The sequence below is a fragment of the Chryseobacterium sp. MDT2-18 genome, assembly GCF_030815285.1.
In the GTDB taxonomy this organism is placed as follows: Bacteria; Bacteroidota; Bacteroidia; order Flavobacteriales; family Weeksellaceae; genus Kaistella; species Kaistella salivictor.
Window position 1 is genome coordinate 26085 of record NZ_JAUSWQ010000001.1, and the last position, 24060, is coordinate 50144.

General features: G+C 36.6%; 20 protein-coding genes. 6 read left to right on the forward strand and 14 right to left on the reverse strand.

Annotated elements, in window-relative coordinates:
• Positions 1–6 precede the first annotated feature (6 nt).
• Both QF004_RS00150 and QF004_RS00155 read right to left on the reverse strand, forming a co-directional pair.
• Positions 7–1101: a BT_3928 family protein gene (locus QF004_RS00150; RefSeq protein WP_307421688.1), complete on the reverse strand. Its 1095-nt coding sequence runs from the start codon at positions 1099–1101 to the stop codon at positions 7–9.
• A 10-nt stretch (positions 1102–1111) separates the two neighbouring features.
• A complete protein-coding gene (locus QF004_RS00155; RefSeq protein ID WP_307421689.1) occupies positions 1112–1672 on the reverse strand; it encodes a DUF1599 domain-containing protein in 561 nt (186 codons plus the stop codon).
• 80 nt (positions 1673–1752) lie between these two features.
• Between QF004_RS00155 and folP the strand changes: the two genes are divergently transcribed.
• Positions 1753–2610, forward strand: a complete 858-nt coding sequence (gene folP / locus QF004_RS00160) for a dihydropteroate synthase (RefSeq protein ID WP_307421691.1) — start codon at positions 1753–1755, stop codon at positions 2608–2610.
• A 195-nt stretch (positions 2611–2805) separates the two neighbouring features.
• Here folP and QF004_RS00165 read toward each other — a convergent pair whose 3' ends face one another.
• The 8 genes from QF004_RS00165 to QF004_RS00200 form a co-directional block, all read right to left on the reverse strand.
• Positions 2806–3042 carry a hypothetical protein gene (locus tag QF004_RS00165; protein ID WP_133440331.1) on the reverse strand — a complete coding sequence of 79 codons (237 nt, stop codon included), beginning with the start codon at positions 3040–3042 and terminating at the stop codon, positions 2806–2808.
• A 2-nt stretch (positions 3043–3044) separates the two neighbouring features.
• Positions 3045–5486 (reverse strand): DUF5686 family protein, encoded by a 2442-nt coding sequence (locus QF004_RS00170; protein ID WP_307421693.1) that lies wholly within the window; start codon positions 5484–5486, stop codon positions 3045–3047.
• A gap of 71 nt (positions 5487–5557) precedes the next feature.
• Positions 5558–7648, reverse strand: a complete 2091-nt coding sequence (gene recG / locus QF004_RS00175; RefSeq protein WP_307421695.1) for an ATP-dependent DNA helicase RecG — start codon at positions 7646–7648, stop codon at positions 5558–5560.
• 107 nt (positions 7649–7755) lie between these two features.
• The gene (locus QF004_RS00180) at positions 7756–8289 is read right to left on the reverse strand and encodes a thioredoxin fold domain-containing protein (RefSeq protein WP_133440334.1); all 534 of its coding nucleotides are present in this window, start codon (positions 8287–8289) and stop codon (positions 7756–7758) included.
• Between the two features lie 37 nt (positions 8290–8326).
• Positions 8327–9838 carry a peptide MFS transporter gene (locus QF004_RS00185; protein ID WP_133440335.1) on the reverse strand — a complete coding sequence of 504 codons (1512 nt, stop codon included), beginning with the start codon at positions 9836–9838 and terminating at the stop codon, positions 8327–8329.
• 110 nt (positions 9839–9948) lie between these two features.
• Positions 9949–11697 carry a peptide MFS transporter gene (locus tag QF004_RS00190; protein ID WP_307422162.1) on the reverse strand — a complete coding sequence of 583 codons (1749 nt, stop codon included), beginning with the start codon at positions 11695–11697 and terminating at the stop codon, positions 9949–9951.
• Between the two features lie 133 nt (positions 11698–11830).
• A complete protein-coding gene (locus tag QF004_RS00195; RefSeq protein WP_133440337.1) occupies positions 11831–13513 on the reverse strand; it encodes a peptide MFS transporter in 1683 nt (560 codons plus the stop codon).
• A gap of 94 nt (positions 13514–13607) precedes the next feature.
• Positions 13608–15734, reverse strand: coding sequence for a S9 family peptidase (locus tag QF004_RS00200; protein ID WP_307421699.1), 2127 nt, complete (start codon positions 15732–15734; stop codon positions 13608–13610).
• Between the two features lie 122 nt (positions 15735–15856).
• On the opposite strand from QF004_RS00200, the gene QF004_RS00205 reads away from it, so the two are divergent.
• The gene (locus QF004_RS00205; RefSeq protein ID WP_307421700.1) at positions 15857–16330 is read left to right on the forward strand and encodes a hypothetical protein; all 474 of its coding nucleotides are present in this window, start codon (positions 15857–15859) and stop codon (positions 16328–16330) included.
• 12 nt (positions 16331–16342) lie between these two features.
• Positions 16343–16525, forward strand: coding sequence for a DUF6496 domain-containing protein (locus QF004_RS00210; RefSeq protein WP_307421702.1), 183 nt, complete (start codon positions 16343–16345; stop codon positions 16523–16525).
• An 81-nt stretch (positions 16526–16606) separates the two neighbouring features.
• Here QF004_RS00210 and QF004_RS00215 read toward each other — a convergent pair whose 3' ends face one another.
• The 3 genes from QF004_RS00215 to QF004_RS00225 form a co-directional block, all read right to left on the reverse strand.
• A complete protein-coding gene (locus tag QF004_RS00215; protein ID WP_307421704.1) occupies positions 16607–17944 on the reverse strand; it encodes an AAA family ATPase in 1338 nt (445 codons plus the stop codon).
• A 78-nt stretch (positions 17945–18022) separates the two neighbouring features.
• Positions 18023–18547: a helix-turn-helix domain-containing protein gene (locus QF004_RS00220; RefSeq protein WP_307421706.1), complete on the reverse strand. Its 525-nt coding sequence runs from the start codon at positions 18545–18547 to the stop codon at positions 18023–18025.
• 133 nt (positions 18548–18680) lie between these two features.
• A complete protein-coding gene (locus QF004_RS00225) occupies positions 18681–19772 on the reverse strand; it encodes a TerC/Alx family metal homeostasis membrane protein (protein ID WP_133440343.1) in 1092 nt (363 codons plus the stop codon).
• Positions 19773–20123: 351 nt separating this feature from the next.
• Here QF004_RS00225 and QF004_RS00230 point away from each other — a divergent pair, with 351 nt between their 5' ends.
• Positions 20124–21227, forward strand: coding sequence for a M14 family zinc carboxypeptidase (locus QF004_RS00230; RefSeq protein WP_133440344.1), 1104 nt, complete (start codon positions 20124–20126; stop codon positions 21225–21227).
• Positions 21228–21281: 54 nt separating this feature from the next.
• Here QF004_RS00230 and QF004_RS00235 read toward each other — a convergent pair whose 3' ends face one another.
• Entirely contained in the window at positions 21282–21788 is a 507-nt protein-coding gene (locus QF004_RS00235; protein ID WP_307421710.1) for a DUF4920 domain-containing protein, read from the reverse strand.
• Positions 21789–22043: 255 nt separating this feature from the next.
• Here QF004_RS00235 and QF004_RS00240 point away from each other — a divergent pair, with 255 nt between their 5' ends.
• The gene (locus QF004_RS00240; protein ID WP_307421712.1) at positions 22044–23450 is read left to right on the forward strand and encodes an APC family permease; all 1407 of its coding nucleotides are present in this window, start codon (positions 22044–22046) and stop codon (positions 23448–23450) included.
• Between the two features lie 378 nt (positions 23451–23828).
• Positions 23829–24059 carry a putative signal transducing protein gene (locus QF004_RS00245; RefSeq protein ID WP_133440347.1) on the forward strand — a complete coding sequence of 77 codons (231 nt, stop codon included), beginning with the start codon at positions 23829–23831 and terminating at the stop codon, positions 24057–24059.
• Position 24060 lies beyond the last annotated feature (1 nt).

The window sequence follows — 24060 nt, forward strand, 5'->3', positions numbered from 1 at the left end:
TATCGTTTAATTTTTTTGTTTAATATAATCTTCGGCAGACATTTTATCTACAATTTTTCCTTTCTTTAAAGTAAGGACAAAGGGGTTGCTTCTGGCTATTGTTTTAATTGCCGTGCCATCCATCATTGTATTATTAATGGTTTTAAAGGTATTGGGATTGGTAGAAATACCCATAACCAGAGCGTCTTTTTGTTGGCTCAATTTGGCTTCGGCCTGCGCTAAAACTTCGGTATCGGCCTGTTTCGGATTGTACGAAAAAATAAGAATCGCTTTTGGGGCTTTCAGCATTTCGCCGGTCAAATCGATGCCGTCTGCGGTTTCCGGTTTGAATTTAGAAATCTCCGATTCATAACCTTGTTTTACCAGCTTAGAAGTTGTCTTATCGTCCTGAATCATCCAGGGAGAACCTTCTTCCCAATATTTCTTTTCATTGACATAATCATCCTGATTGACTTCTAAAATGTCTCCTGTTTTTTTGTTTTTTAGAGAATAATAGGTTTTAAATTGGGACGGATTTTCAGCAATATTTTGTTTCTCGATATTGAGGTCGGTGCCAATTTTATAATCTCTGAAATCAATAATAGGTTCGTGGGTAATTCCCCAGCTGATTACAAAAATCATGGCCAGAAATGCAAAAGCAGAAAGGTATTTCTTAAGGTTTGATTTTTGTTCAGTTTCATTAAAATCATTCCGATAAAGAAAATATAAAACGAGCAGTCCTATCAACAGTATAATATCTTTCCAGAAACTTTGCCAGGGTTGCATTTTCAGGGCATCACCAAAACAACCACAATCGGTTACCACATTAAAATAGGCTGAATAAAAAGTAAGAAAAGCAAAGAAAACGCACAAAGCAATCAAGGTGGAAAGCGTGAATTTCAATTGACTTTTTATTAACAGTAAAAATCCGAAAACCATTTCCAGAACAACAACGAGCACTGCAATTACGAGCGCCTGTCTTTCCATAAATGGAATGTTGAAGACGGCAGGTGAAAAATATTCTTCCAATTTAAATGAAAATCCTACTGCGTCTACGGCTTTTACAAAACCTGATGCAATAAAAACTAATGCAATTGCAATCCTTAGTATATTTTTCAACATATCAATTCAATTATAGAGGTTTGGAAATTTTTTTTTCTTCAGAGAATTTTATCAGACAGAAAACCGCATAATTCAGCATGTCAAAATAATTGGCGTCAATTCCTTCGGAAACCAAAGTTTCGCCGGCGTTGTCTTCTATCTGTTTGGTTCTCAATACTTTTTGGTAAATCAAATCGGTGATTGATGAAATCCGCATTTCGCGCCAGGCTTCTCCGTAATCGTGATTTTTTCTGAGCATTAATTCTTTGGCTTCACTCGCAAACTGGTCATACATTTTCATGATTTCATTCCGATCCTGTTTGAAATCATCTGCAAAGCCTTTCTCTAACTGGATTAATCCGATAATAGAGTAATTCACAATAGCGATAAAATTTTCTTCTTCGGATTCGCCGACTTTAGAAATTCCCGTCGTTTGAAAATTTCTTAAACTTTTAACTTTAATGAAAATCTGATCTGTTAATGATGAAGTTCGTAAAACCCGAAATGATGCGCCGTAATCCGACAGTTTATTACTGAATAATTCGCGGCAGACGCTGATGACTTCGTCGAACTGTTGTGATGTTTTTTGCATAAGATTTCTAAACTTTTCAAAGATAAGAATTTCGTTTGAGAGTTGTCGGCTGGCTTGGTCAGAAATTGTATTTTTGTCAAATGAATACTGAAATTCCGAAACTTAAATCTTCCGATTTTTCAACGCTCAATTGCCGTGGACATGTCGTCGGTTTGTCGAAACCCAAAATTATGGGAATCCTCAATATCACGCCGGATTCGTTTTCCGATGGAGGAAAATTCAATACCGGAAAGGCAGCGCTTTTACATGCCGAAAAAATGATTTCTGACGGAGCTTCTATCATCGATATCGGCGCACAGTCGACCAGACCAAATGCCGAATTTTTAAGTTCAAAAGAAGAAATTTCAAGAATAGGAAATTTGATCTCTATCATTAAAAAAGAATTTCCACCAATTTTAATTTCACTGGATACGTTTTATTCTGAAACGGTAAAGTTTGGTTTTGATGAAGGAATCGATTTGGTCAATGATATTTCAGGTGGAATGTTCGATGACAAAATGTTTGAAACAGTTGCAGAAACAGGACTTCCGTATATTTTAATGCACATTAACCCGACCTATGAATCGATGCATGAAAAACTGATTCATGACGATATTATCCTTCATATCAACTATTATTTTTCTGAAAAGATTCAAAAATTAAGAAATTTAGGAATTAAAGATATTATTCTCGATCCCGGTTTTGGATTTGGGAAAACTGTGGAGCAGCAACATCAGATGATTGATGAAACGGAGATGATTGGATTTGGTGAATATCCTTTGCTGATCGGTATTTCCCGAAAATCTTTTATTTATAAACCTTTAGGGAAATCGCCTTTAGAGATCCAGGAAGAAACGCAGAAAATACACTTGAAAATTCTGCAGAAAGGAGCTAAAATTCTGCGTGTTCACGATGTTTTGGAAACTAAAAAGACAATTGATTTGTTTTTGAAAAAGTAATGGAATAAAAGGCATCAAACTTTATTTTTAAACCACAAATCTGACAAAAAAATCTGAAAATAAGAACTTCCGAAAGCGTAAAAAAGTAACTTTTTAAAGCAGTTTCCTTATTTCTCCTTTTGAAAAACTTTAAAAAGGTCAATGCTATTGTTTCTTTGTGGTTTTTAAAACAAATTTAAACAGGCGCTAAGTTTTCTAATTCAATCCAGACAGTTTTTCAGAATATTCGTCCGCAAACTGTTTCCGGTCTTCTTCCAGTTTTTCCAAATTATCGGGCAGCAGGTAACTGAACAGAATCTTTTCTTCATCATCTAAAAAGACGATTTCTTTTTCTTCGCCATCGGTCATTTGGGCGAAAATCTCCCACATCGAGGTATCTTTCATCTTTAATAATTCAAAAAAAGAACTTGCTTTAATCTGTATGTTTTTCATTTCTAAAATCCTAAAAAATTGAGTTTTAACTGTATGGCGAAATTTTCTTTAAAGGTTGGAGTGGCGTAATATCCGACGCGGTAGAAGAATCCTAAATTGAAAGGACTCCCCAAAAAATTGTTGGCTTCTAAACCGATTTCCTGATAAAAATGGTCGAGTTTCTGGAATTCAAACTGATGAATTTCCGGATTTTTCATATCGCCCGTAATTCCCCGGTACACCATATCGAAACTGGAAATTTTCTTTCCAAAAGTGCTAAAATAATAGGGGATTCTGTGGGTTAAATAATATCCTACGAACTTGTCATTATAATATTTTCCTCCTTCCATTGTGGCAAAACCGAGGTAAGAAGTAAGGTTGAAATTCAAAGAACTTTCGCCATTTCCTAAACCGTTAACCGCGTACTGATGCCAAATAGGCGCATTTCCGATACTCAGACCAGTATACAAACGAGCACCCGTAACACCGATTTTGGTTTTGAAACTGTGTTGAACCAGAAAGTCAAATCTGCTGAAACCGAAATCTCCGCCTAAAGTTTTTATACCTTGTTCGTAATTGAAATAAAACTCCGGATAGTTCTGTTCATACGTTAACTTTCCTGACGGCGTCATCATGCTTTTGGAATTCGGTGAATATTTCAGGGTAAGTTGCGTTGCGACATTTTCAAAACGATTTCCGAGATTGTTATAACTGTAATCGAATTTTGCTTCCTCGCGATCTCTCTTCGCAGAAACTCTCAGAGTCAGCGAATTAGACAGATCATTTTCATAGGACACTTTAAAACCTTCGAAATGGTAGAATCTGTCATTGTTTAAGTCCACACCGGAATTATTGATTTTCATTTTAAAGTTCCAGAGATTTTCATTGAAACGTCCCGCCGCATCGACGTCGTTATAATATTCGCCCCGGAAAAAAGAAGTTTTGTCTAACGTGGTTTTGATATCGATTCCGGCACCATATTTCCAGGAAGAATCTTTGAATCCATAGGCGATATAAGCATCCGGTGAAATATATTTATTGAATTTCTCATTCATTTTAATGCCTGCGCCCAAACGGAAACCTTCGTATTGATTGTATTTCAGCAGTTGAAGTGCATCAAAATCGACATTTCCGACTCTGATTTTTCCTTTGAGAAAACCGGTAAAAACATTCATCTTCTGGTCGAGATTATATTTTTTTCCAACGCTGTCGATTTTAGAATAGGTCATTTTTTCGCGTATTGTCAAAGAATCCGTTCTGTATTTCTCCAGAATATCTCCGCCGGTATTTTTCACGGACATTGAATATCCCGAAAAATCTTTTTTATTCTCATCAACTGAAGTTTTGAAATCGAAATAATCAGCCCTCACAAAAACATAGTTTCCGAATTGCTTTTTCAATTTTTCTTCAGAATCACCGTTTTTCTTTTTGTCTGTTTTGTTGACATCAAAAACAGTGGATCCCATTTTTATTTTAAAATTTTCTTTGAGCAAAAACCATTTGTTGTCAATGGGTTTCCAGATGCTGGTTATTGATCCCTCACTTTTTTTTCTGCTGTTGCTTTCTATTTTTTTGAGGCCATAAGTTTCAGCATCGACGTAGATATAACCGTTGAATTTTCGTTTCTGCACCGGGTTTTTATAATCGGCCTGCCGAAAACGGATCACATAATTTTTTCTGCCTTCAATCTCGATACTGTCGGTCAGAAAGTAGCGGTAGAGTGTCCGGTTTTCCTCCTGGATTTCTTTGGGTATTTTATTTCTGTTAGAGCGCAGCGCCAGCATTTCGTAAACCGGTTGTTTTAAACCGGCCACACGGTTGTCCAGTATATTGATTTTTTCGCCATATTTTTTGGAATATAAAAACTCAGAAGCTCTTTCCCAAAGGAACAATTTACTCCCAGCCATCAGTTTCATTACATTCAGCTTTTCTAATGAATCTTTCTTTTTTTCGGCAGACTGCATAGCTGCAGGAACTGTTTTCAGTGAATCAAGACGGTGATTCAGATATTGATTGTACTGCTTAATGCTGTCTTCATCGAAATCGAAAGAAATTTTCTCATAAGATTTAAAGGAGTAGGATTCTAAACTTTGCGGTGAATTATTTTTGAAATGATCATTTACTTTCTGTAAAATTCTCAACGCGCGCGGATCACTTTTATCAGAAATGATGACTCCTTCAATCGACTGCAGTTTAGGATCGGTTTTAGAAAGAGAAATTTCCATCATTTTATCGACCACGGCGTCGTCTTCATAAAAGCCCGGAGCTTTTACTTCTACTTTTTCACATTTTGTTTTAAAAGTTAAAGTGCCTTCAGTATTGGTTTTACCTAAAAGTTTGCCTTTACAAAAAATGGAAGCATTGGAAATCGGTGTTCTTTCTCCCGTTTTTAAAACCGTAATTTTAGATTGTCCGAAAAAGAAAAGACCGATAAATAAAAAGAAAATTGCACTGTGTTTTTTCATAGAAAACAAAAGTATTCAAAAAAATTAAAATTCAATGCACATTAGGTGTTAAGACTCTTAAACTTTAACTATTAGGAAATCCGTCCCCATTTATTTTTTCCTTTGTATTGTTTCGCATAATAAGTTCGTAATTCGAAATTTTCAGGATGTTCTAAATGAGGATCATTTTTAAGTAATGTCTCAACGGTCGATTTAGCAACTTTGATGATTTTGCCGTCTGCCACTAAATCGAGTTTTTTAAAATCGACAACACCACTTTGCTGGGTTCCGAGAATATCGCCGGGACCGCGCAGTTTCATGTCCACTTCTGAAATCTTAAAACCGTCATTCGTTTCGACCATTGTTTTCATTCGGGTGCGGCTGTCACTGGAAAGTTTATCGGAAGTGACCAAAATACAGTAACTCTGTTCCGCACCGCGACCCACTCTTCCGCGAAGTTGATGGAGTTGGGACAGGCCAAATCTTTCGGCACTTTCAATAATCATTACCGACGCATTGGGAACATTTACACCGACTTCGATGACCGTGGTTGCAACCATGATATGCGCTTTACCTGAAGCGAAATACTGCATTGCTGCTTCTTTTTCAGCAGGTTTCATTCTGCCGTGAAGCATAGTGACATTAAATCCTTCGTAAAACTCGATGATATGTTCCAGGTTTTCTAATAAATTTTTATAATCCAATGTTTCGGATTCTTCAATTAAAGGATAAACGAAATAGATCTGGCGGCCTTTTTCAATCTCCTCTTTGGCAAACCGGAAAATCGATAATCGGTCTTTTTCGCGGCGGTGTGCAGTAATAATGGCTTTTCTTCCGACAGGCAGTTCATCGATGACCGATACATCTAAATCGCTGTAAAAACTCATCGCTAAAGTCCGTGGAATCGGCGTTGCAGTCATGACGAGAATGTGCGGAGCGATTTTATTTTTCGCCCATAATTTCGCTCTTTGCGCCACACCGAACCGATGTTGCTCGTCAATAATGGCGAGTCCTAAATTTTTGAACTGTACGATGTCTTCAAGAACCGCATGTGTTCCGATCAGAATAGAAAGTTCACCGGAAAGAAGTTCCTCATGAATGACTTTTCGATCCGCAGTTTTGGTAGAGCCTGTTAATAACCGGACTTTAAGATCTGTTTTTTCTAAAAGTTCCTGAATGGAATTAAAATGCTGTTGTGCCAGAATTTCTGTCGGAGCCATCATGCAACTCTGAAAACCGTTATCCAAAGCAATCAACATCGTAAGAAGTGCTACCATTGTTTTTCCGGAGCCTACGTCACCCTGAAGAAGCCGGTTCATCTGAATCGGTTTTTTCATGTCGGTGCGGATTTCCTTTAAAACTCTTTTTTGGGCATTGGTCAGTTCAAAAGGAATGAATTCGTTATAAAACTGATTGAAATTTTCGCCGATTTTCGGGAAAGGATTTCCAGCTACGGACGCTTTATGATGTTGCTTTTTTAAACCATAACCTAACTGAAAGAAAAAGGCCTCTTCAAACTTGACCCTGTTTTCAGCATGTCGAAAGTGAACGAGATCTTTCGGGAAATGAATATGGTATAAAGCCGGAATTCTGCCAATTAAGTTCAAACTTTTCATTAAAGAACCGGGTAGGTTTTCAGAAACTAAATTGGGCAGGTTTTTAACAATGTCAGCGATTACCGTTTGAAAGAACTTGTTATTTAATCCACGCTTCGAGAGTTTTTCACTGCCGGGATAAATCGGCAGGAGCGTTCCTGAAAGGGCTTTCTTTTCATCGGCTTCAATTTCGGGATGGGGCATTGAGAAAATCCCGTTGAATTCATTGATTTTACCAAACACGAAAATTTCCTGATTGAGGGGAATTTGTTCTTTCATCCATTTTGAATACCGAAACCACACGAGATCCAGCGTTCCCGAACCATCACGGAATTTAGCCGTTAATCTCTTCTGACCTTTGCCGTATGCCACTTCCTGAATATCGGTAATCTTTCCTTTAAACTGAATTTCAGCATCGGGTTCTGTTCTTAAATCACCTATTTTATGAACCTTGCTTTTATCGATATATCTTAAAGGATAAAAAGTTAGAAAATCTTCCACGGTCGTAAATCCCAAAACATTTTTAATGAATTTGGCGCGTTCGGGACCGATTCCCTTTAAAAATTCTATAGGAGTTTCTAAAGTCAAGATTGAAATAAAAGCGTGTTGAAAGTCAAGGAGCGAATTTCGTTAAAATAAGAAAGACTTCCAAAAAATATTTGAAAGTCTTCTTTACTGTTATTTAAGAATCACCGCTAATCTTTGATACTTGATTTGAATTTTTTCTGATAATTTTCCCATTGTGCGCGGGTGTTTATCTTTTTATATTCATTGTTTGCGATAAATGGAATATAGGGCTCTAATTCTTTGGCAGTTAAGGCTCCCTGTAAAATGGTGATGGGATTTCCGGTTTCATCCAGAAAAACCGTCGATGGTATTGCATTGACATTCATGTATTTGGTGAAATCATGCATCGCATTTTTTTTATTTCCGCTATCAAATTCAGTATTGGTAAAAGTTCTGCCAAATACTTCTATATGTTCTTTTCCTTCGGCATCAAACTTCACGGGATAATAATTCTCATTTAAATAATTTGCGATCACCGGTTGATTGTAAGTGTTTTTCTCCATGATTTTGCACGGAGCACACCAATCGGTATAGAAATTAATCAGTATTTTCTTGGGAACTGTTTTCTGAGCGTTGACCGCTTCTTCCAAAGTCATCCATCTGACTTGGGAAGAGGCGAAGAACGTTATCAATATCGAAAGTAAGAGGACCGTTTTTTTCATTTTAATTTAATGGCTAAAGTCGTACCAAATTGGGCTTTTATCTTACTTCCTGCATCAATTTTTTGACCAGTGGCGAAATTAATATTAAAATAACGCCCGCAATTACGGCATATAAACCTAATTCTTTATAGCCTGAGGTGTAGGCATGCAGCTTTTCAATATTGGACGCGTCCTCGCGTGCTGTTGCCATATTTGCTCCGATAAGTCCCGCAACGTACTGTCCGTAAGCTGAAGCTAAAAACCACATTCCCATCATCATTCCCTGTAGTTTTTGTGTAGAAAGTTTCGTCATAATCGACAGACCAATCGGCGAGAGGCACATTTCACCCAAAGTAATAATAAACAAAGCAATGGTAAATAAGCTTAAAGAAGTAACTCCCGCGGCATTTGCAAAAAATTGAGTAGCGAAAATTGCATAAAATCCTAAACCTAAAAATATAAATCCTAAACCAAATTTAATAATGGTGTTGGGTTCTAATTTCTTTTTGCTGAGCCAAATCCAAAGTAAACCAATTGGGATTGCAACTAACAAAATGAAGAATGCGCCGCCAGAATTGTTCACGCCGTTTGGATCTAAACCGAGTAAATCGTTATTCAGATTATGGGCAGCAAAAATACTTAGAGAACCGCCACTTTGCTCATAAATACCCCAAAATATGATGGAGAACAGAATGAAAATGAGAGCAGCCATAAGCTTACTGCGTTCTGATTTAGAGACTTTCGACATTTCATAGAATAAATAAAGTAATGTCAGTGGACCTACAGCGTACATGAAATAATCGGTGTACTGAGTTTTCGCCACCATCACCATAATCATCGGAATGAAAAGTAAAGACAGGGCATAAACTCCATATTCTTTCCATTTTTCCATGGAAACCAGCTCTCCGTTTTTAAGTACTTTTAAAGGTTGAAGTCCGATGGGTCCCAATCTTCTCTGTGTAAAAATAAAATTGACTAAGCTGATCACCATTACAACCGCTGCTAAACCGAAAGCCACATTCCAGTGCAATCCTTCAGGAATTAAATGGGAAAGCAATTCACCTTTTCCAATGGCGATACATAAATAACCACCTAGCAAAGCTCCTAAATTAATTCCGGCATAAAAAAGTGAAAACCCCGCATCTGTACGGTTATCACCTTTCTTGTATAGTTTTCCTACCATGGTGGAGATGTTCGGTTTGAAAAATCCTGTTCCAACTACAGTAAATGAAATTCCTAAAAAGAAAAACTGGTGCGGATCCAGGGCTAAAATCAAACTGCCGATAATCATTAAAATTCCGCCCCAAAACAACGATTTCCTGAAACCTAAAATTTTATCAGCGAACAAACCTCCTACGAACGTAAAGGCGTACACAAAAGCTTGAGTCGCGCCGTATTGCAGATTAGCTTCTTTTTCACCCAGGTTCAGCTGGGAAATCATAAAAAAGACGAGCATTCCGCGCATTCCATAGAAACAAAAGCGTTCCCACATTTCCGAAAAGAAAAGTGACCAGATTTGTTTCGGGTATTTGCCTTTAAAATCTTGGATTTGATCGAGGGTTAGGTTCATAAGTAGAGTAGTAATTAATAAATTGTAAGGAAGCTCTTCAACTTCCGCCACACGAATTTATAAAAAAACCTCCGATAAATCGGAGGTTTATATTTTCTTTTCAAAAATGTTTAGTTCACACCGTGCATCATCCTTTTCAAAATAGGAGAAATCAATGCTAAAATTGCACCTGCAATTCCACAAAGAATTACGAATACCATGAAAAACTCAAATAAATTATGAATTTCAAATCCAACAAAACTGTTGTAGACTGTTGGAATTTGTTCTTTATTAAGAAGCGCCAACTGGTCTGCACTCAAAGTAACTTTTTTATCTAAGACGTCCTGAAGATTAAATCCTAGCTCTGTAGCCTTTTGGTACTTATCTCCTGTTGCAGGTAATATGGAGCCTAGAGTTCCTGATAAAGCATAACCTGCTGCATTTGCGATGAAAAATACGCCAAACAGAAGTGATGCAAATCTTTTCGGTGCCAATTTTCCTACCAGCGATAAACCGATTGGGGATAAGCAAAGTTCGCCCATTGTTTGGATCAGATAAAGTAAGATTAACCATTTTACGGCTAAAAGTCCTGAATTCCCTAAATCTTTTACATTGTAAGCAATAATTAAATAACTTAAAGCGATTAAACCAAGGCCTATTGCTTGTTTTAAAGGCGAAACCGGTTCTTTCTTATTGGCTCTTAATTTGTCCCAAAGCATACTGAATGGAACGGCTAAAATCACGATAAATAAGCCATTAAAAATCTGCACCATCGATGGAGGCATATTCCAGCCAAAAATATGTCTGTCGGTTTGGTTGTCTGCAATGAATGTTAATGATGAACCGGCCTGCTCAAAAGCTGCCCAGAAGAAAATAATGAAAAAGGATACAATATAAATTACCCAAATTCTATCTCTTTCTACTTTGCTTTCGGTTGCAGACATGATTAAATAAGCCAAAGCAAGTCCCATAGAATAAATGAACGGATAAATAACGGCTTTCACGAATTCGCCCATTCCCACAGAACCAAAACCAATCTTATCTACAAATAAATATTGAAATCCAAAGAATGTTAATACAAAAATTGCAACTGCAATACCCATTGATTTTCCGGAAAAATTAGCCTTTTGCGATTCACCTTCTTCAAAATCATCTGAAGTATTCTGACTTGGTAACCCGCCAATTGGTCTTCCTTCCGGTGTTACAACATATTTATTTTTTAGTAAAACGAAAGTAAGTGTTCCAAGTACCATCGCACCGGAAGCAGCTAGAAAGCCCCACTTGAAAGCATGAATATCTCTAATCCCGCCTGCATCTTTCACATCTCCTAAAAAAGGACAAATAAACTGACCTAAAAATGCTCCTAAGTTAATTCCCATATAGAAAATGGTAAAAGCTGAATCCAGTTTCGATTTTTCCTGTTTTGGGTAAAGACTTCCGACCATTGACGAAATATTTGGTTTAAAGAAACCATTTCCGAAAATAATAACCCCTAAAGCGATCCACATCAGCATTTGCGCCGAACTCAAATTGGTATCGAATGTGGAGGCGCTCATAAACATTAGAAATTGGCCAATTGCCATCAAAGATCCTCCGACAATAATACAATATCTGTTTCCCAAAAACCGGTCTGCAATAAAACCACCAAGCATTGGGGTAAGATAACAAAGGGCCAGAAACCCACCATATATGATGGTAACTTCGCCTTCTTTCATCAGCAGGGAGTTTACCATAAAAAGCGTCAGCAAGGCGCGCATTCCATAAAAGTTGAAACGCTCCCACATTTCTGTGCCAAAAAGTACCCACAACCCTTTCGGATGTTTTGATTTTGGTTCATTTATAAGTTCGTTACTTGAGTTTACAGCTTCCAGCTCATCCATATTTTTAGCGTTAAATTTTGTTAAGATTAGCAAATATAGTTTTTTTTCTATTTGTGAAGAAGTATGAATGGTAATTAAATGAGAAAAGTGCTGAATTATACAGCACTTTTCTCTTCTTTTATTATTAAAGCGATTAGTTAACGCCCTTTTCTTTCATAATTTTATTAAGTCTCTTCAAAATAGACAGCCCCAATAAGGTGGCAATTAATAAAAGACCAAAGTTCACAATAAAGAAATACGCTTTATTATCATATTCATACCAGAAACTTGCTAAAACTCCAGAGAGTTTATTTCCAATAGATGTTGACAGGAAGAATCCTCCCATCATTAATGCGGTAATTCTCGGTGGAGAAAGTTTTGAAACCAAAGATAATCCCATTGGCGAGAGGCATAATTCTCCCAAAGTAATAACTCCGTAGGAAGCGATCAGCCATATTGCAGAAACTTTTACCAATCCGTTGTTTCCGGCATACACAGCGCCAACCATTACCAAACAGGATAAAGCGGAGATAAATAAACCCAGAACAATTTTTGAAGGAGTAGTGGGTTCCTTACCCTTTCTTCGGAGCAACATAAAGAATCCAACGACGACCGGTGTTAAAAGAATGACCCAAGCCGGATTGATCGACTGGAATAATTCGGTGTTATAAAGGGCAACTTCCTGGCTGGGATTGGCTTCCAGTTTTGCGCGTTCATTTTCAGAAATATTTCGGAAATAGATATCCTGGTTCATCTCCTTTACGGGATTTCCGTCAGCATCTTTTACCGTTCTGTATTGATCATCATAAACTGAAACTTCCTTTTTTTCAAAGTTTTTTCCTTTAACACCATCTTTACCGTCAATTAAATTGATCGCACGCAATGGTTCAACTAAAGGTGCGGGAATCGACCGGTCCGTATAGTTATTTGCCCAACGGGTTAAGGCTGTGCCATTTTGTTTAAATACAGCCCAAAACATTACACTTACTGCAAAAATAGCAAGCAAAGCGCCGATAGGTCTTTTATCCTCCGAATTTGCTTTTACATAAAGCATGATATAGAAGTAGATGACCGGAATACAGGCAAATATAAATGCGTCTGTAGAATCGCTGCCAAAGATATTATTAGGGATCATCCATCCGATAAATCCTGCAATGATGGCCGGCAGGAAAACCTTCAACAAAACATCTGAAATTTTGGTATCTCCGTCCTGAGAAGGTTTCAAAATATTAGCCTGTAAAATATGTTTTCTTCCTAACGTGAAGACAAATAAGCCGATAAACATTCCAACTCCTGCGGTCATAAAAGCTGGTCCCCATCCGTATTTATTTCTCATAAAGGCCGCAATAATATTGCAGATAAATGCACCGATATTGATTCCCATGTAGAAAATATTATACCCTGCGTCTTTATTATTCTTGTAGGGTTCCTCGTTATAAAGGTTGCCTAAAAGGGTAGAAATGCTCGGTTTAAAAAATCCGTTTCCTAAGATCACAAGTCCCAGGGAAGCATAAAAAAGAGGGAGTTCCTTGAATAAACCAATTCCCAGATATCCAAGTCCCATCAAAGCACCACCAATATAAATAGCTTTGATATATCCCAACACTTTGTCGGCTAAAAAACCGCCTAAAAAGGGAGTAAGATAAGTTAATGCGATAAAAGTCCCGAAGATATCATCTGCACTTTTATCATTGAAAGCGAGACCTCCTTTTTCACTGTCGATCATGTAAAGAACGAAGATTCCTAAGATTAAATAGTATCCGAAGCGTTCCCACATTTCCGTAAAAAACAGATAGGGTAAACCTTTAGGGTGTTTGCTGGTTGTTTTTTGTTCCATTTTCAAATTAAATTTTAGCAAATATATATTAATTAAGTTTAAATAAAAAAAGCCCTCTTATGAGAGCTTTCTTAGTTTGTTTAAAACATTTTTTTTAAAGATTTTCTAAAAGAAAATTCGTCATTTTCTGATAGAGTTGCGGGCGGGTTTGTCCACCATAAATACCGTGGTTTTTATCAGGATAAGCCATGAATTCAAATTGTTTATTGTTTTGAATTAAAGCTTCAGAAAATTCCATAGCATTCTGAAAATGAACGTTATCGTCAGCTGTTCCGTGGATCAACAGGTACTTTCCTTTTAATAAATTGGCGTACGTTGTTGGGGAATTATCGTCATATCCGCCAGGGTTTTCCTGAGGTGTTCTCATGAATCTTTCAGTGTAAATGGAGTCGTAATATCTCCAGTTGGTTACCGGTGCCACCGCAATTCCCGCTTTGAAAACATCCGCTCCTTTGGTTAAGGCCAAACTAGCCATATAACCACCGAAACTCCAGCCGAAAATTCCTATTCTGTCTTTATTGATGTAAGATTGTGTTCCGAACCATTTAGCAGCTGCGATTTGGTCTTCGATTTCGTATTTTCCTAAGTTTAAATAGGTTGTCTTTTTGTATTCAGTTCCTTTGTAACCGGTTCCACGGCCATCAACACAGGCAACGATATATCCTTTCTGAACCAGATGATTGAACCACAATCCATTTCCCTGATCCCAGGAATTACTCACCTGCTGGGAACCCGGACCGGAATACTGGAACATAAATAACGGATATTTTTTATTAGGATCGAAGTCCTTTGGTTTCATAATCCACGCGTTCATCTGGTCACCCGCTTCATTTGGAATGGTGAAAAATTCTTTGGTCACCATATTATCTGCCTGAAGTTTTTTCAGCTGCTCTTCATTATTCTGTAACTCTTTTAATGTTTTTCCGTTTCCATCTTTTAAAACATAAGTATAAGGTTTTGCCGCAGATGAAGAAGTTTCGATGAAATACTTATAATTATGGCTGAAGTTCGCACTGTTTGTTCCGCTTGCATTCGAAAGGAGCGTTGTTTTTCCTGTTTCGATATTTACTTTGGAAACGACTTTATTAATGCTCCCTTCCTGCGTGGTCTGAATGAAAACTTCTTTGCTTTTAGGATTAAATCCGTAGTAATTAGTTACTTCCCAGTTTCCTTTTGTGATCTGTTTTTTTAATTTTCCGTTTTGATCGTACCAGTAAAGATGTCTGTTCCCATCCCGTTCGGCTCCCCAGATGAAAGAATTGTCATCCAGAAATTCCAGGGTTACATTATCTGTATCAATCCATCTTTTATCAGATTCGGTAAACAATTTGGTGATAGCGCCGGTTTTGGTGTTTACTTTTAAAATATCTGAGGCATTCTGCAGTCTCTCCGAGGTTATCAAAATAATCTCATCGGCTTTTGCCGTTCTGTAAACATCCGGAATATAATAGTTTTTGAAATTGCTGAGATCCAAAGCCATGATTTTTGCAGAATCCAAACGGTAAAGCTGCGCAGATACCACCGAATTATTCGCTCCGGCTTTTGGATATTTAAATTTCATTTCAGAAGGGTAGAGTTGCTTGCCATAAATGGTTATAGACATTTCCGGCACTTCCGATTCGTTCGATTTAACAAAAATAATGGCGTCAGAATTTTTGGTCCATTCATACAGTTTCGCATGTCCAAATTCTTCTTCGTACACCCAGTCTGCAAGTCCGTTGATGACAGAGTTTTTCTTTCCATCCGTCGTAATCTGGGTAATCTTGCCGGAATCTAAATCCTGATAAAATAAATTATTGTCAGCAATAAAAGCCACTTTGGTTCCGTCTGGCGAAAAAGTAGGTTCCTGCACAAAATTACCATTATTAAGAGGGAGAATTTTTCCGGATTTTAAATCTTTAACATCGAATTTACCTAAGAAAGAATGTCTGTAAATCGGTTCACTTTCTTTTAGTAGAAGGATTTTTGATTCTTCATCGTTGAAAATATAAGACTGGAATTTTCCATCGACGATGTTTCCTTCTTTTTTTGTTGTTTTATAGGAGTATTTTGCAATTCCGCCCGGTTCGATTACCGCGTAATTTTCACCGTTTTTGAGTGATGAGATTCCGGAGATTCCTTTGCCTCTGTAATAGCCAGAGTAGATTTTATCCAAGGTAATCTCCTGAGAGAAATAGGCAACAGATGTTAAAATAGAAATTGAGAAGAGGATTTTTTTCATAATAAATTTAGTAAGATTTTCAAAGATAGCAAATTTCTTAAAATACCGTTAAACTTTCTGGTAATCACTTTTTATGGCAATATAATTGATATTATTTACATAATTAATAAAAAATAATCATTATGGAAACCTATCACTCAGAAAAATTAGTAAAATATCAAATAAATGATCAGGAAATTGTAGTCGGATTTGCTACCTATGAGGATGCTGAGAACTACGCCGCTCAAAATAAAGGCACTTTAGTAGAAGTCGGTTTTAAAGACGGGAATGATAATCCCCAATTAACAAATGAGGCAGAACTGGTCGATAGAAAACTTCATTATGTTGTAGAAGCCGGACCGGAATATCGGTTTATTCATTCGTCAGATCCAGAATTCAGGGATTTTGCTGAACGGCTTCAGGAAAGAAAATCACATCTGGATGAAGAAAGTCCCGAAGAGAAATATATCGCAAATGCAGAAATAGAAATTTCAGAAGACCCTATTATTGTTCTAAAAAATGGTGAATTCGAATCGGTAACTTCCAGAGAACGTTCGAAATATTTAAAGCATGCCCACGTTTATGAAATAGGAGTTCTAAAAACAATTGAAGCTTAAATTTATAGAAAAATGGCGACCAAAAAATATTCTAAAAAAGCACAGGAAAAAATTGGTGAAGTGATGCACGAATTTAAAGAAGGAAAACTGAAATCATCCTCCGGTGACAAAGTAACAGACAGAAAACAAGCCGTTGCAATTGGAATCTCTGAAGCAAAAGAAGCCGGATTAAAAGTAGCCAAAAAGAAGAAATAACGCGTAATTTTACTGTTATATATAAACAATGAATTTGATAATTGCTTTTAAATAAGACCTGATTTACAGTATGTCATGTTCCTAATCATTATGGTTGAAACCTATTGGTTTTTTAGGTTCATCAATGACTTTATAGTGTTCTAATTCTTTTTTTAATGCTTCGATTCTTTGGGTAAAATCTTCGTAATTATTCTGAGTAACATCAAAAATAAATTGTTGAATCTGATTCAGATAATCTCCGGTTAATTTTGAAGAAGCGTCCCGCAAAGAAGCATTCAGCATTTTTTGGGTAATTTCAATCGTTGTTGAATGGTCTTTTAAGTAGATGTTTCTTATCCGTTTTTTCAGACTCTGGGTAAAATCAATCAACATGGTATTTGAAAATACCTGCATTTTTTTGGCGATTTCTAACCAAAATGGAAGTTGATGTGCTTTGTTGTATTCTAAAATTTTCATCAGCAAAGCATTCTCACCAAGACCGTGTGTTATGTGATAAAAAAGCATTTCTGAACGCTCTTTTGTGTTAGGTGGAAATATGGGAATGAACATATCAAACCTACCTGGAGCAAGAAGTTCTTTATCAATTTTCTCAAGGGAATTTGCTGCGCCAACCATTAGAATTTTCTCCTGTTCAAAATGACTGATGTAGTGCAGAATAATTTCTTTGGTTTCTTCATCACAACTTTTTACAGGTTGTTCTTCACTTCGTTCAACCATCAACTGATCAAAATCTTCTAAGAAAAGAAGCACTTTTTCCGATTTCATCGCCTGAATCAGAAAATCATTAAAGGTTATTTTCTGGTTATCCACAAAAGAAGTTCCCAGGAAATGTTTTTTGATTTCTTTAAATTCGTACTCGATAATCTCTGCGATTTTCTTTGCCCAAAATATTTTCCCGCTTCCCGGCGGACCATAAAGAACAATTCCCGCAGGTTTATGAATTCCCCAGTCTTCCACTGAAAGATTACTTAAATAAGGTTCTAAGTTTTGGGAAATAAAGAAAAACAGATCTCGATAACCTATGAAATCTCTTTCGGCTAATCGGGTAGCTTTTCCAAAATAATTGTAAACGAATTCGTAATGGCCTCCCAATTTATGATCAATTCCGAAACTTGAAACCGATGATTTATATTTACCATTGTCAAATAATCTCGGTTGATCTTTCTTGATGATTTCCGCAATTTTTTCGGTCGGTTTATTGATATTCTCTGCAATATCTTCGATGGATTTGTTTTGGTTTAAGTCTTCGGAATACTTCCTTAGGAAAATAATATTTTCCCGTGCGAATTTTACAAAATCGTCTTTGACTTCAAAGTTGGTAGTTATACATTCTGAAAGTTCCAGATCAAAATCCTGAATAAATTTGATAAAACTTTCGGTAGGGATTTTAAGTTCTTTTGCAAGTGCAGCCAATTTCATATCACATTTTTAAGAGTACAATCAAATGTACAAATTAAATTGTAGAATTTCTTTTAGAAATTAAACCCGAATCGGAAATTAGGGTTCAAAAGTTTCGAATTTTCCATTTTCATAAAAGAAAACAATCTTTTTGATTTTAACTTCTTGATTAACAGTTAATTCAGTTGAGGATTCTGATTTTGGAATCTCTAATCGCTGAGAATCGGATATTTTTTCCTTTTCGATTATTGGTACGCGAATTTTCGATTCTCGTGGAACTTCAGTTTCGATGCGGTCGTCGGATTCTGTGATACCAAAAGCTTCATCATTAATTAAAGAAAACAAATCGGGGAGAGAAGTCGGCTTTTGCTTTTCGGCAGTTGACTTAATTTCAGAAGCGGTGTCGGGTTTCTTCACCATTTCACCTGCACCTTCAATCAGCCATTCCCATTCTAATTCAGGAAAACGGTTTTTAATCTTCATCAGAAAATCCAGTGAGGGTTTATTTCGTCCGGAAGTGATATGAGAAATACTCGAGCGCTGTACTTCGATTTCATCCGCGAATTCTGACAGTGAAAATTCAGAATACGCGATAACTTTTGAAATTCTTTCCTTTAAATCCATATTACAAATGTAAAAATTATTTTACAATAATAAATTACAAATGTTAATCAATAAAAAATGATGCACATTACAAATGTAAATCAAAGATATAAACAGTTGATTTACATTATATATACCTATTTACAATATTAAATTATTTGCGCAGATGATCATCATTTTTAGGATTATATTTCAGTTTTCGCGCCTTTTTATGTTCCGGTAAAACAAGCGAAAGGAAGATGCTTCCACCTAATATTCCTACAATAATAAATAAAGAATCAGTGGTTGAAAAACCTAAACGGTCAAGATATTCATGGAATAACATTTTCAAACCGATGAAAGTTAATAAGAGAGCTAATCCTATTTTAAGGAATCTGAATTTATCGATGACTCCGGCTAATAAAAAGAACATAGAACGCAGTCCGATAATCGCGAAAATATTTGAGAAGAAAACGATATAAGGATCTTTGGTGACCGAGAATATAGCGGGAATACTGTCAACGGCAAAGATCAGATCGGTAAATTCTATGATGATAAGAACCAGGAACAACGGGGTCATTTTTGTAATACCATTAATTTTTACAAAAAACTTATTTCCGACAAAGTGATTATGAACCTTAAAATACCTGTTGGCAAACTTAACGACAGGGTGTTTTTGGGTATCGATCTTGTCATCATTGTCTTTATCAAAAAACATCTTGATGCCGGTAAATACCAGGAAAGCGCCGAATACATACATGATCCATTCGAACTTGTGGATAAGTGCCGCACCTAAAAAGATAAAGAGAAATCTCATCACAATAGCCCCCAGAATTCCCCAGAAAAGCACCCGGTGGTAATTCCTTGGAGCCACGCCAAAAGCCGTGAATACCAGAACTATTACGAAGATATTATCTACGGAAAGGGCGTATTCTACTACATAACCGGTTAAATATTCGAGACCGAGATTTTGATTGTATAAATAGATACTGCTTCCCAGATCCCCGGGAATGATTTTAACGGGATGATGATGCCTGGAAATGACCTCCTGCAGTTTTTCGATACTGTCGATGCCATGGAGTAGGTGACCGTAGTGTGTAAGAACAAAATAAAAACACATTGAAAGTGCTACTACGAAAAAACTCATCAAGCCGGCTTGTTTCATAGAAACGGTATCTGATTTCTTATTCAGCAACCCTAAATCGAGGGCCAGAATAATTAAGATAAAGGCAATAAAACCTAATAGGAAAATACTCTCGTTTGTCATATAATTATAAAGAACAAATATAGTCAAATTAAAGAATTTTCGACTCTGTTACAAATGTAAACCATGGTGTGATAGATCGGAATACAATAAAAATCCTGTTTATGTTAGTTACCGTCAAATAGGGTTTTCCACACTGTTTTGTACTTAAAGCAAATATGAATATTTAATTTAAGTGAAGCTTATAAATAATTGAATTTAAGTAATTTACATATTTAAATTAAAATTAATGTAATCCACAATTTTATCAACAGACATTGTGACATTTTGAACTGTTTAATTAATTTACAAAAGTTAATTTTATTTTTAGAAAAGAAAAATCTAAATTTGGAAATTGTAAAATTGAAACAGATCATGTCAAACTTAAAATACCTGCAAAACCCTGATTTCCCAAACCGTTATATTTCCCCGGAAAAATTATTTAATTTCCTGCAGGCGAATTACAGCGATCAAATTAAAGAGATCGGTTATTCTTATTTAGAGAAACCTATCTTTAAAATGAGTCTGGGAACTGGTACAGTTAAAATCCTCGCATGGTCCCAAATGCATGGAAATGAATCGAATGCCACCCATGCAATGCTTGATTTATTGGAAATATTTAAACATCAGCCGGAAATAGGCGAGGAATTGTTCTCAAAGATTTCACTTGATTTTATTTTCATGCTTAATCCTGACGGTTCAGAAAAATGGTCCAGAAGAAATGGACTCGATATCGATCTTAACAGAGATTTTCTGAAACTTTCCAGCAAAGAGTTTCCTATGCTCAAAGAACTGGCTCAGAATGGATCTTATAAGTATGCCCTGAACCTCCATGAACAAAGAACGATCTTCAGTACAGATGGAATTCATCCCGCAACCCTGTCTTTTTTAGCGCCTTCTCAGGATCATGAAAGAACCGTTTCTGAAACGAGGAAAAAAGCAATGGCAGTAATTTCTAAAATTTACCAAAAACTGAAGACTCAGATTCCGCATCAGATCGCGAGGTATTCAGATGAATTTTATCCGACTTCTACGGGAGATAATTTTACAAAATTCGGGATTCCAACCATATTGTTTGAAGGCGGTCATTTTCAAAATGATTATAAAAGAACGGGAACCCGTAAATATTACACACTTGCTTTATATGAAGCGCTGGTGGCAACTTCTGAATTAAACGGTGCCACAGATGGTTGGGAAATCTATCAGGAGATTCCGGAAAATAAAGAATCTCATTATGATCTGATTTACAGAAATGTAAAACTGAATACCGATTTTGAATGTATTTTAGATGTCGCCGTTCAGTATAAGGAAGAAATAAAACCCGGCGCTGACGAAATTTATTTCATTCCCATCGTTGTCGAAGTCGGTGATATCGGCAAAAAGAAAGGCTGGAAAGAAATTGACTGCACAGGGAAAACCTTTGTTTCCGACAGGAAATTCCCGAAATTAGATGAAGAAGTCGATTTCAAAATAGTATAACAAAAAAAAGCGAAGTCTGCAGACTTCGCTTTTATGTTGAATTATTGATAAGATTTAATTGACGACTTTGATTCCGCTCGCCATAAATCTGATTTCTTCTTCAGGTTTCGTGATCGCATCAATTTCTGACTGTGGTTTTTTTGCATCTTCTGCATAATGCTTTTGTTCGGCCACAGAAGTAACTTTCATCTCTGCGTTTCCTTCCAATACAACGGTTTTTCCTTCCAAAGCAGTCGGAACGAAGAAGCCGTAATCTTTCATCTTTACGAAAAATTTCTCGTTATTATCGGTTTCAACCGTTAACCAGCATCCTTTTTTATCGCAAACTTTCGTTACTTTTCCTTTAACTGCTACGTTTTCTACTTTTGCATATTTTTTTAATTTCTGATCTAATTTCTTAGTTGTTAACGCAGATTTTTCTGCTTTTGCAGAAACACCCGCCCCGTACACGTCTCCCACCAAGGCTTTACCTTTGGGTGGACCGGCTTTTTTTGCTTCCGTTCCCTGTGCAAAAGCAATGGTGGAAAGCATCAGGGATAATAAAAGAACAAACTTTTTCATTGATTTAATTTTTACAAAAGTATAAAATATTTTTTAATCAGAATTATTTAAGAATCAGCTATTTGTGATATTTCCAATATACTTGCAATCAAAATGTTAAATTCCTTATATAAAATTTATATATTTATCCCTTTCAAAATTGAATTCGAAATAAGACCGCTTTTTTATTTAACGAAAAATTTACATTGAAATAATAATTAATATAATTTTAGCAGAGAGAAATAAATCCAGTTTTCTCTTTAATCTCGATCATCTATGAATAAAAAACTTAAACTTTGGGATGCAACCATGCTCGTAATGGGCTCTATGATTGGAAGCGGAATTTTTATCGTCAGTTCAGACATGATGCGGAATCTAGGCTCCGGATACTGGCTGATTGCCGTCTGGATGATTACCGGAATCATGACTATTGCCGCCGCTATTTCATATGGCGAACTCTCGGCAATGTTTCCAAAAGCTGGCGGACAGTATACTTACATTACCGAAATATTTGGGAAAATGCCCGGGTTTCTTTATGGCTGGGGGTTATTCACCGTTATCCAAACCGGAACGATCGCAGCGGTAGCAATGGCTTTCGGGAAATTTACCGCCTATCTCGTCCCGGCACTTAATTCCCAACCTATTTTTCAAAGTGGAGGATTCAAAATTACCTGGATTCAAATTCTCGCCATCGGGATTATTTTACTGCTCACCTATATTAATTCAAGAGGTTTAAAAAACGGAAAAATTTTGCAGGATGTTTTTACCTCATCGAAAATTATAGCGCTTTTAGGGATTATTATTTTCGGAGTTATTTTGGTGAAAAATTCCCAATGGGCAGAAAACATGAGTTTCGGCTGGAATGCTTTCCAGGATTTTGGTACAGATACAGGTAATACATTGGAACCTACGACTTGGAAATCAATCGGAGGAATCACCCTTTTAGGCGGAATTGCCGCGGCAATGGTTGGTTCCGTATTTAGTTCAGTGGCCTGGGAAAACGTGACGTTTATGTCGGGCGAAATCGAAAATCCAAAGAAAAACGTGGTGAAAGCCATGGTCCTCGGGACCTCTGTTGTAATGGTTTTGTACCTTTTTGTAAACTTTGTTTACCTGCATGCGCTCGATCGAAACGGGATCGCATTTGCAGATAATAATCGCCCTGCGGTGGCGGCCTCCGAAGTTATTTTCGGAAGCACAGGTACCGTCATTATGGCGCTTTTAGTCATGGTTTCCACTTTCGGATGTATTAACGGATTGGTTTTAGCCGGTGCCAGAGTTTTTCAGACCATGGCAAAAGATGGTTTGTTTTTCAAATCAGCTGCAGAAAATAATCAAAACGAGGTTCCCGGTAAATCCCTTTGGATGCAGGGAAGTTGGGCATGTTTACTCGCACTTTCCGGACAATACGGTGATTTGCTCGATATGATTTCATTCATCATTGTACTGTTTTATATGGTCACCGTTTTCGGCGTAATCTGGATGAGGATTAAACAGCCAAATATCGACAGACCCTATAAAACCTGGCTTTACCCAATCACGCCTATTATTTATTTACTGATAGGAAGCGCATTTTGCGTCCTTTTAATCATCTTCAAACCACAATATACCTGGCCGGGATTCATCCTTATATTAATCGGAGTTCCCGTGTATTGGTTCATCAACAGGAGAAAATCAAATTAGTAATCTTTAGGTCAATTCATTTTCAGGAGCAACAAGATTTTTACTTCTTACAAATTCAGTCCCGCTCTCCGCTATATCTCTGGCTTTTTTGCCAAAAAGCCAGAGGATGCCGCTGCGATCGGGGCTAAAAACGTATTTCAGGTTTCTTTACGAAAGTTCAGCACGGATAAGTTTATTGAAAATGGAAGAACTGTTATGAAGAAATAATCATAAGCGCAGGTATTGTTTGAACAGGAGCTGATAAAAACTTATTTACACTTTACGAACCACTTTAAAAACTGTTCTGACTTTAGTGATTAAAAGAGAAAAGGCCTGCTTAAAATTTCAGCACATTCTTATCATTTCCGAAAAAAATAAGTAACTTTCGAAAAAGAAAATATGTCAGAATTAGTGCCTGTTTTTCAATCTTCTTACCTGTACGAAATTGAAGTTGCCAAAACAAAACTCGCTTCCCGGGATATTCCAAGTTATATAAAAAATGAATTTGTAAATAATATTGCGGTGTTTCCTATTTCCCAAAATTATTATTTATTGGTGAGCGAAAGAGACTTTGAGGCCGCAGAAAAAGTCCTTCAGGAAAATGATGAAATCTCCGAAGATGATATGTAGC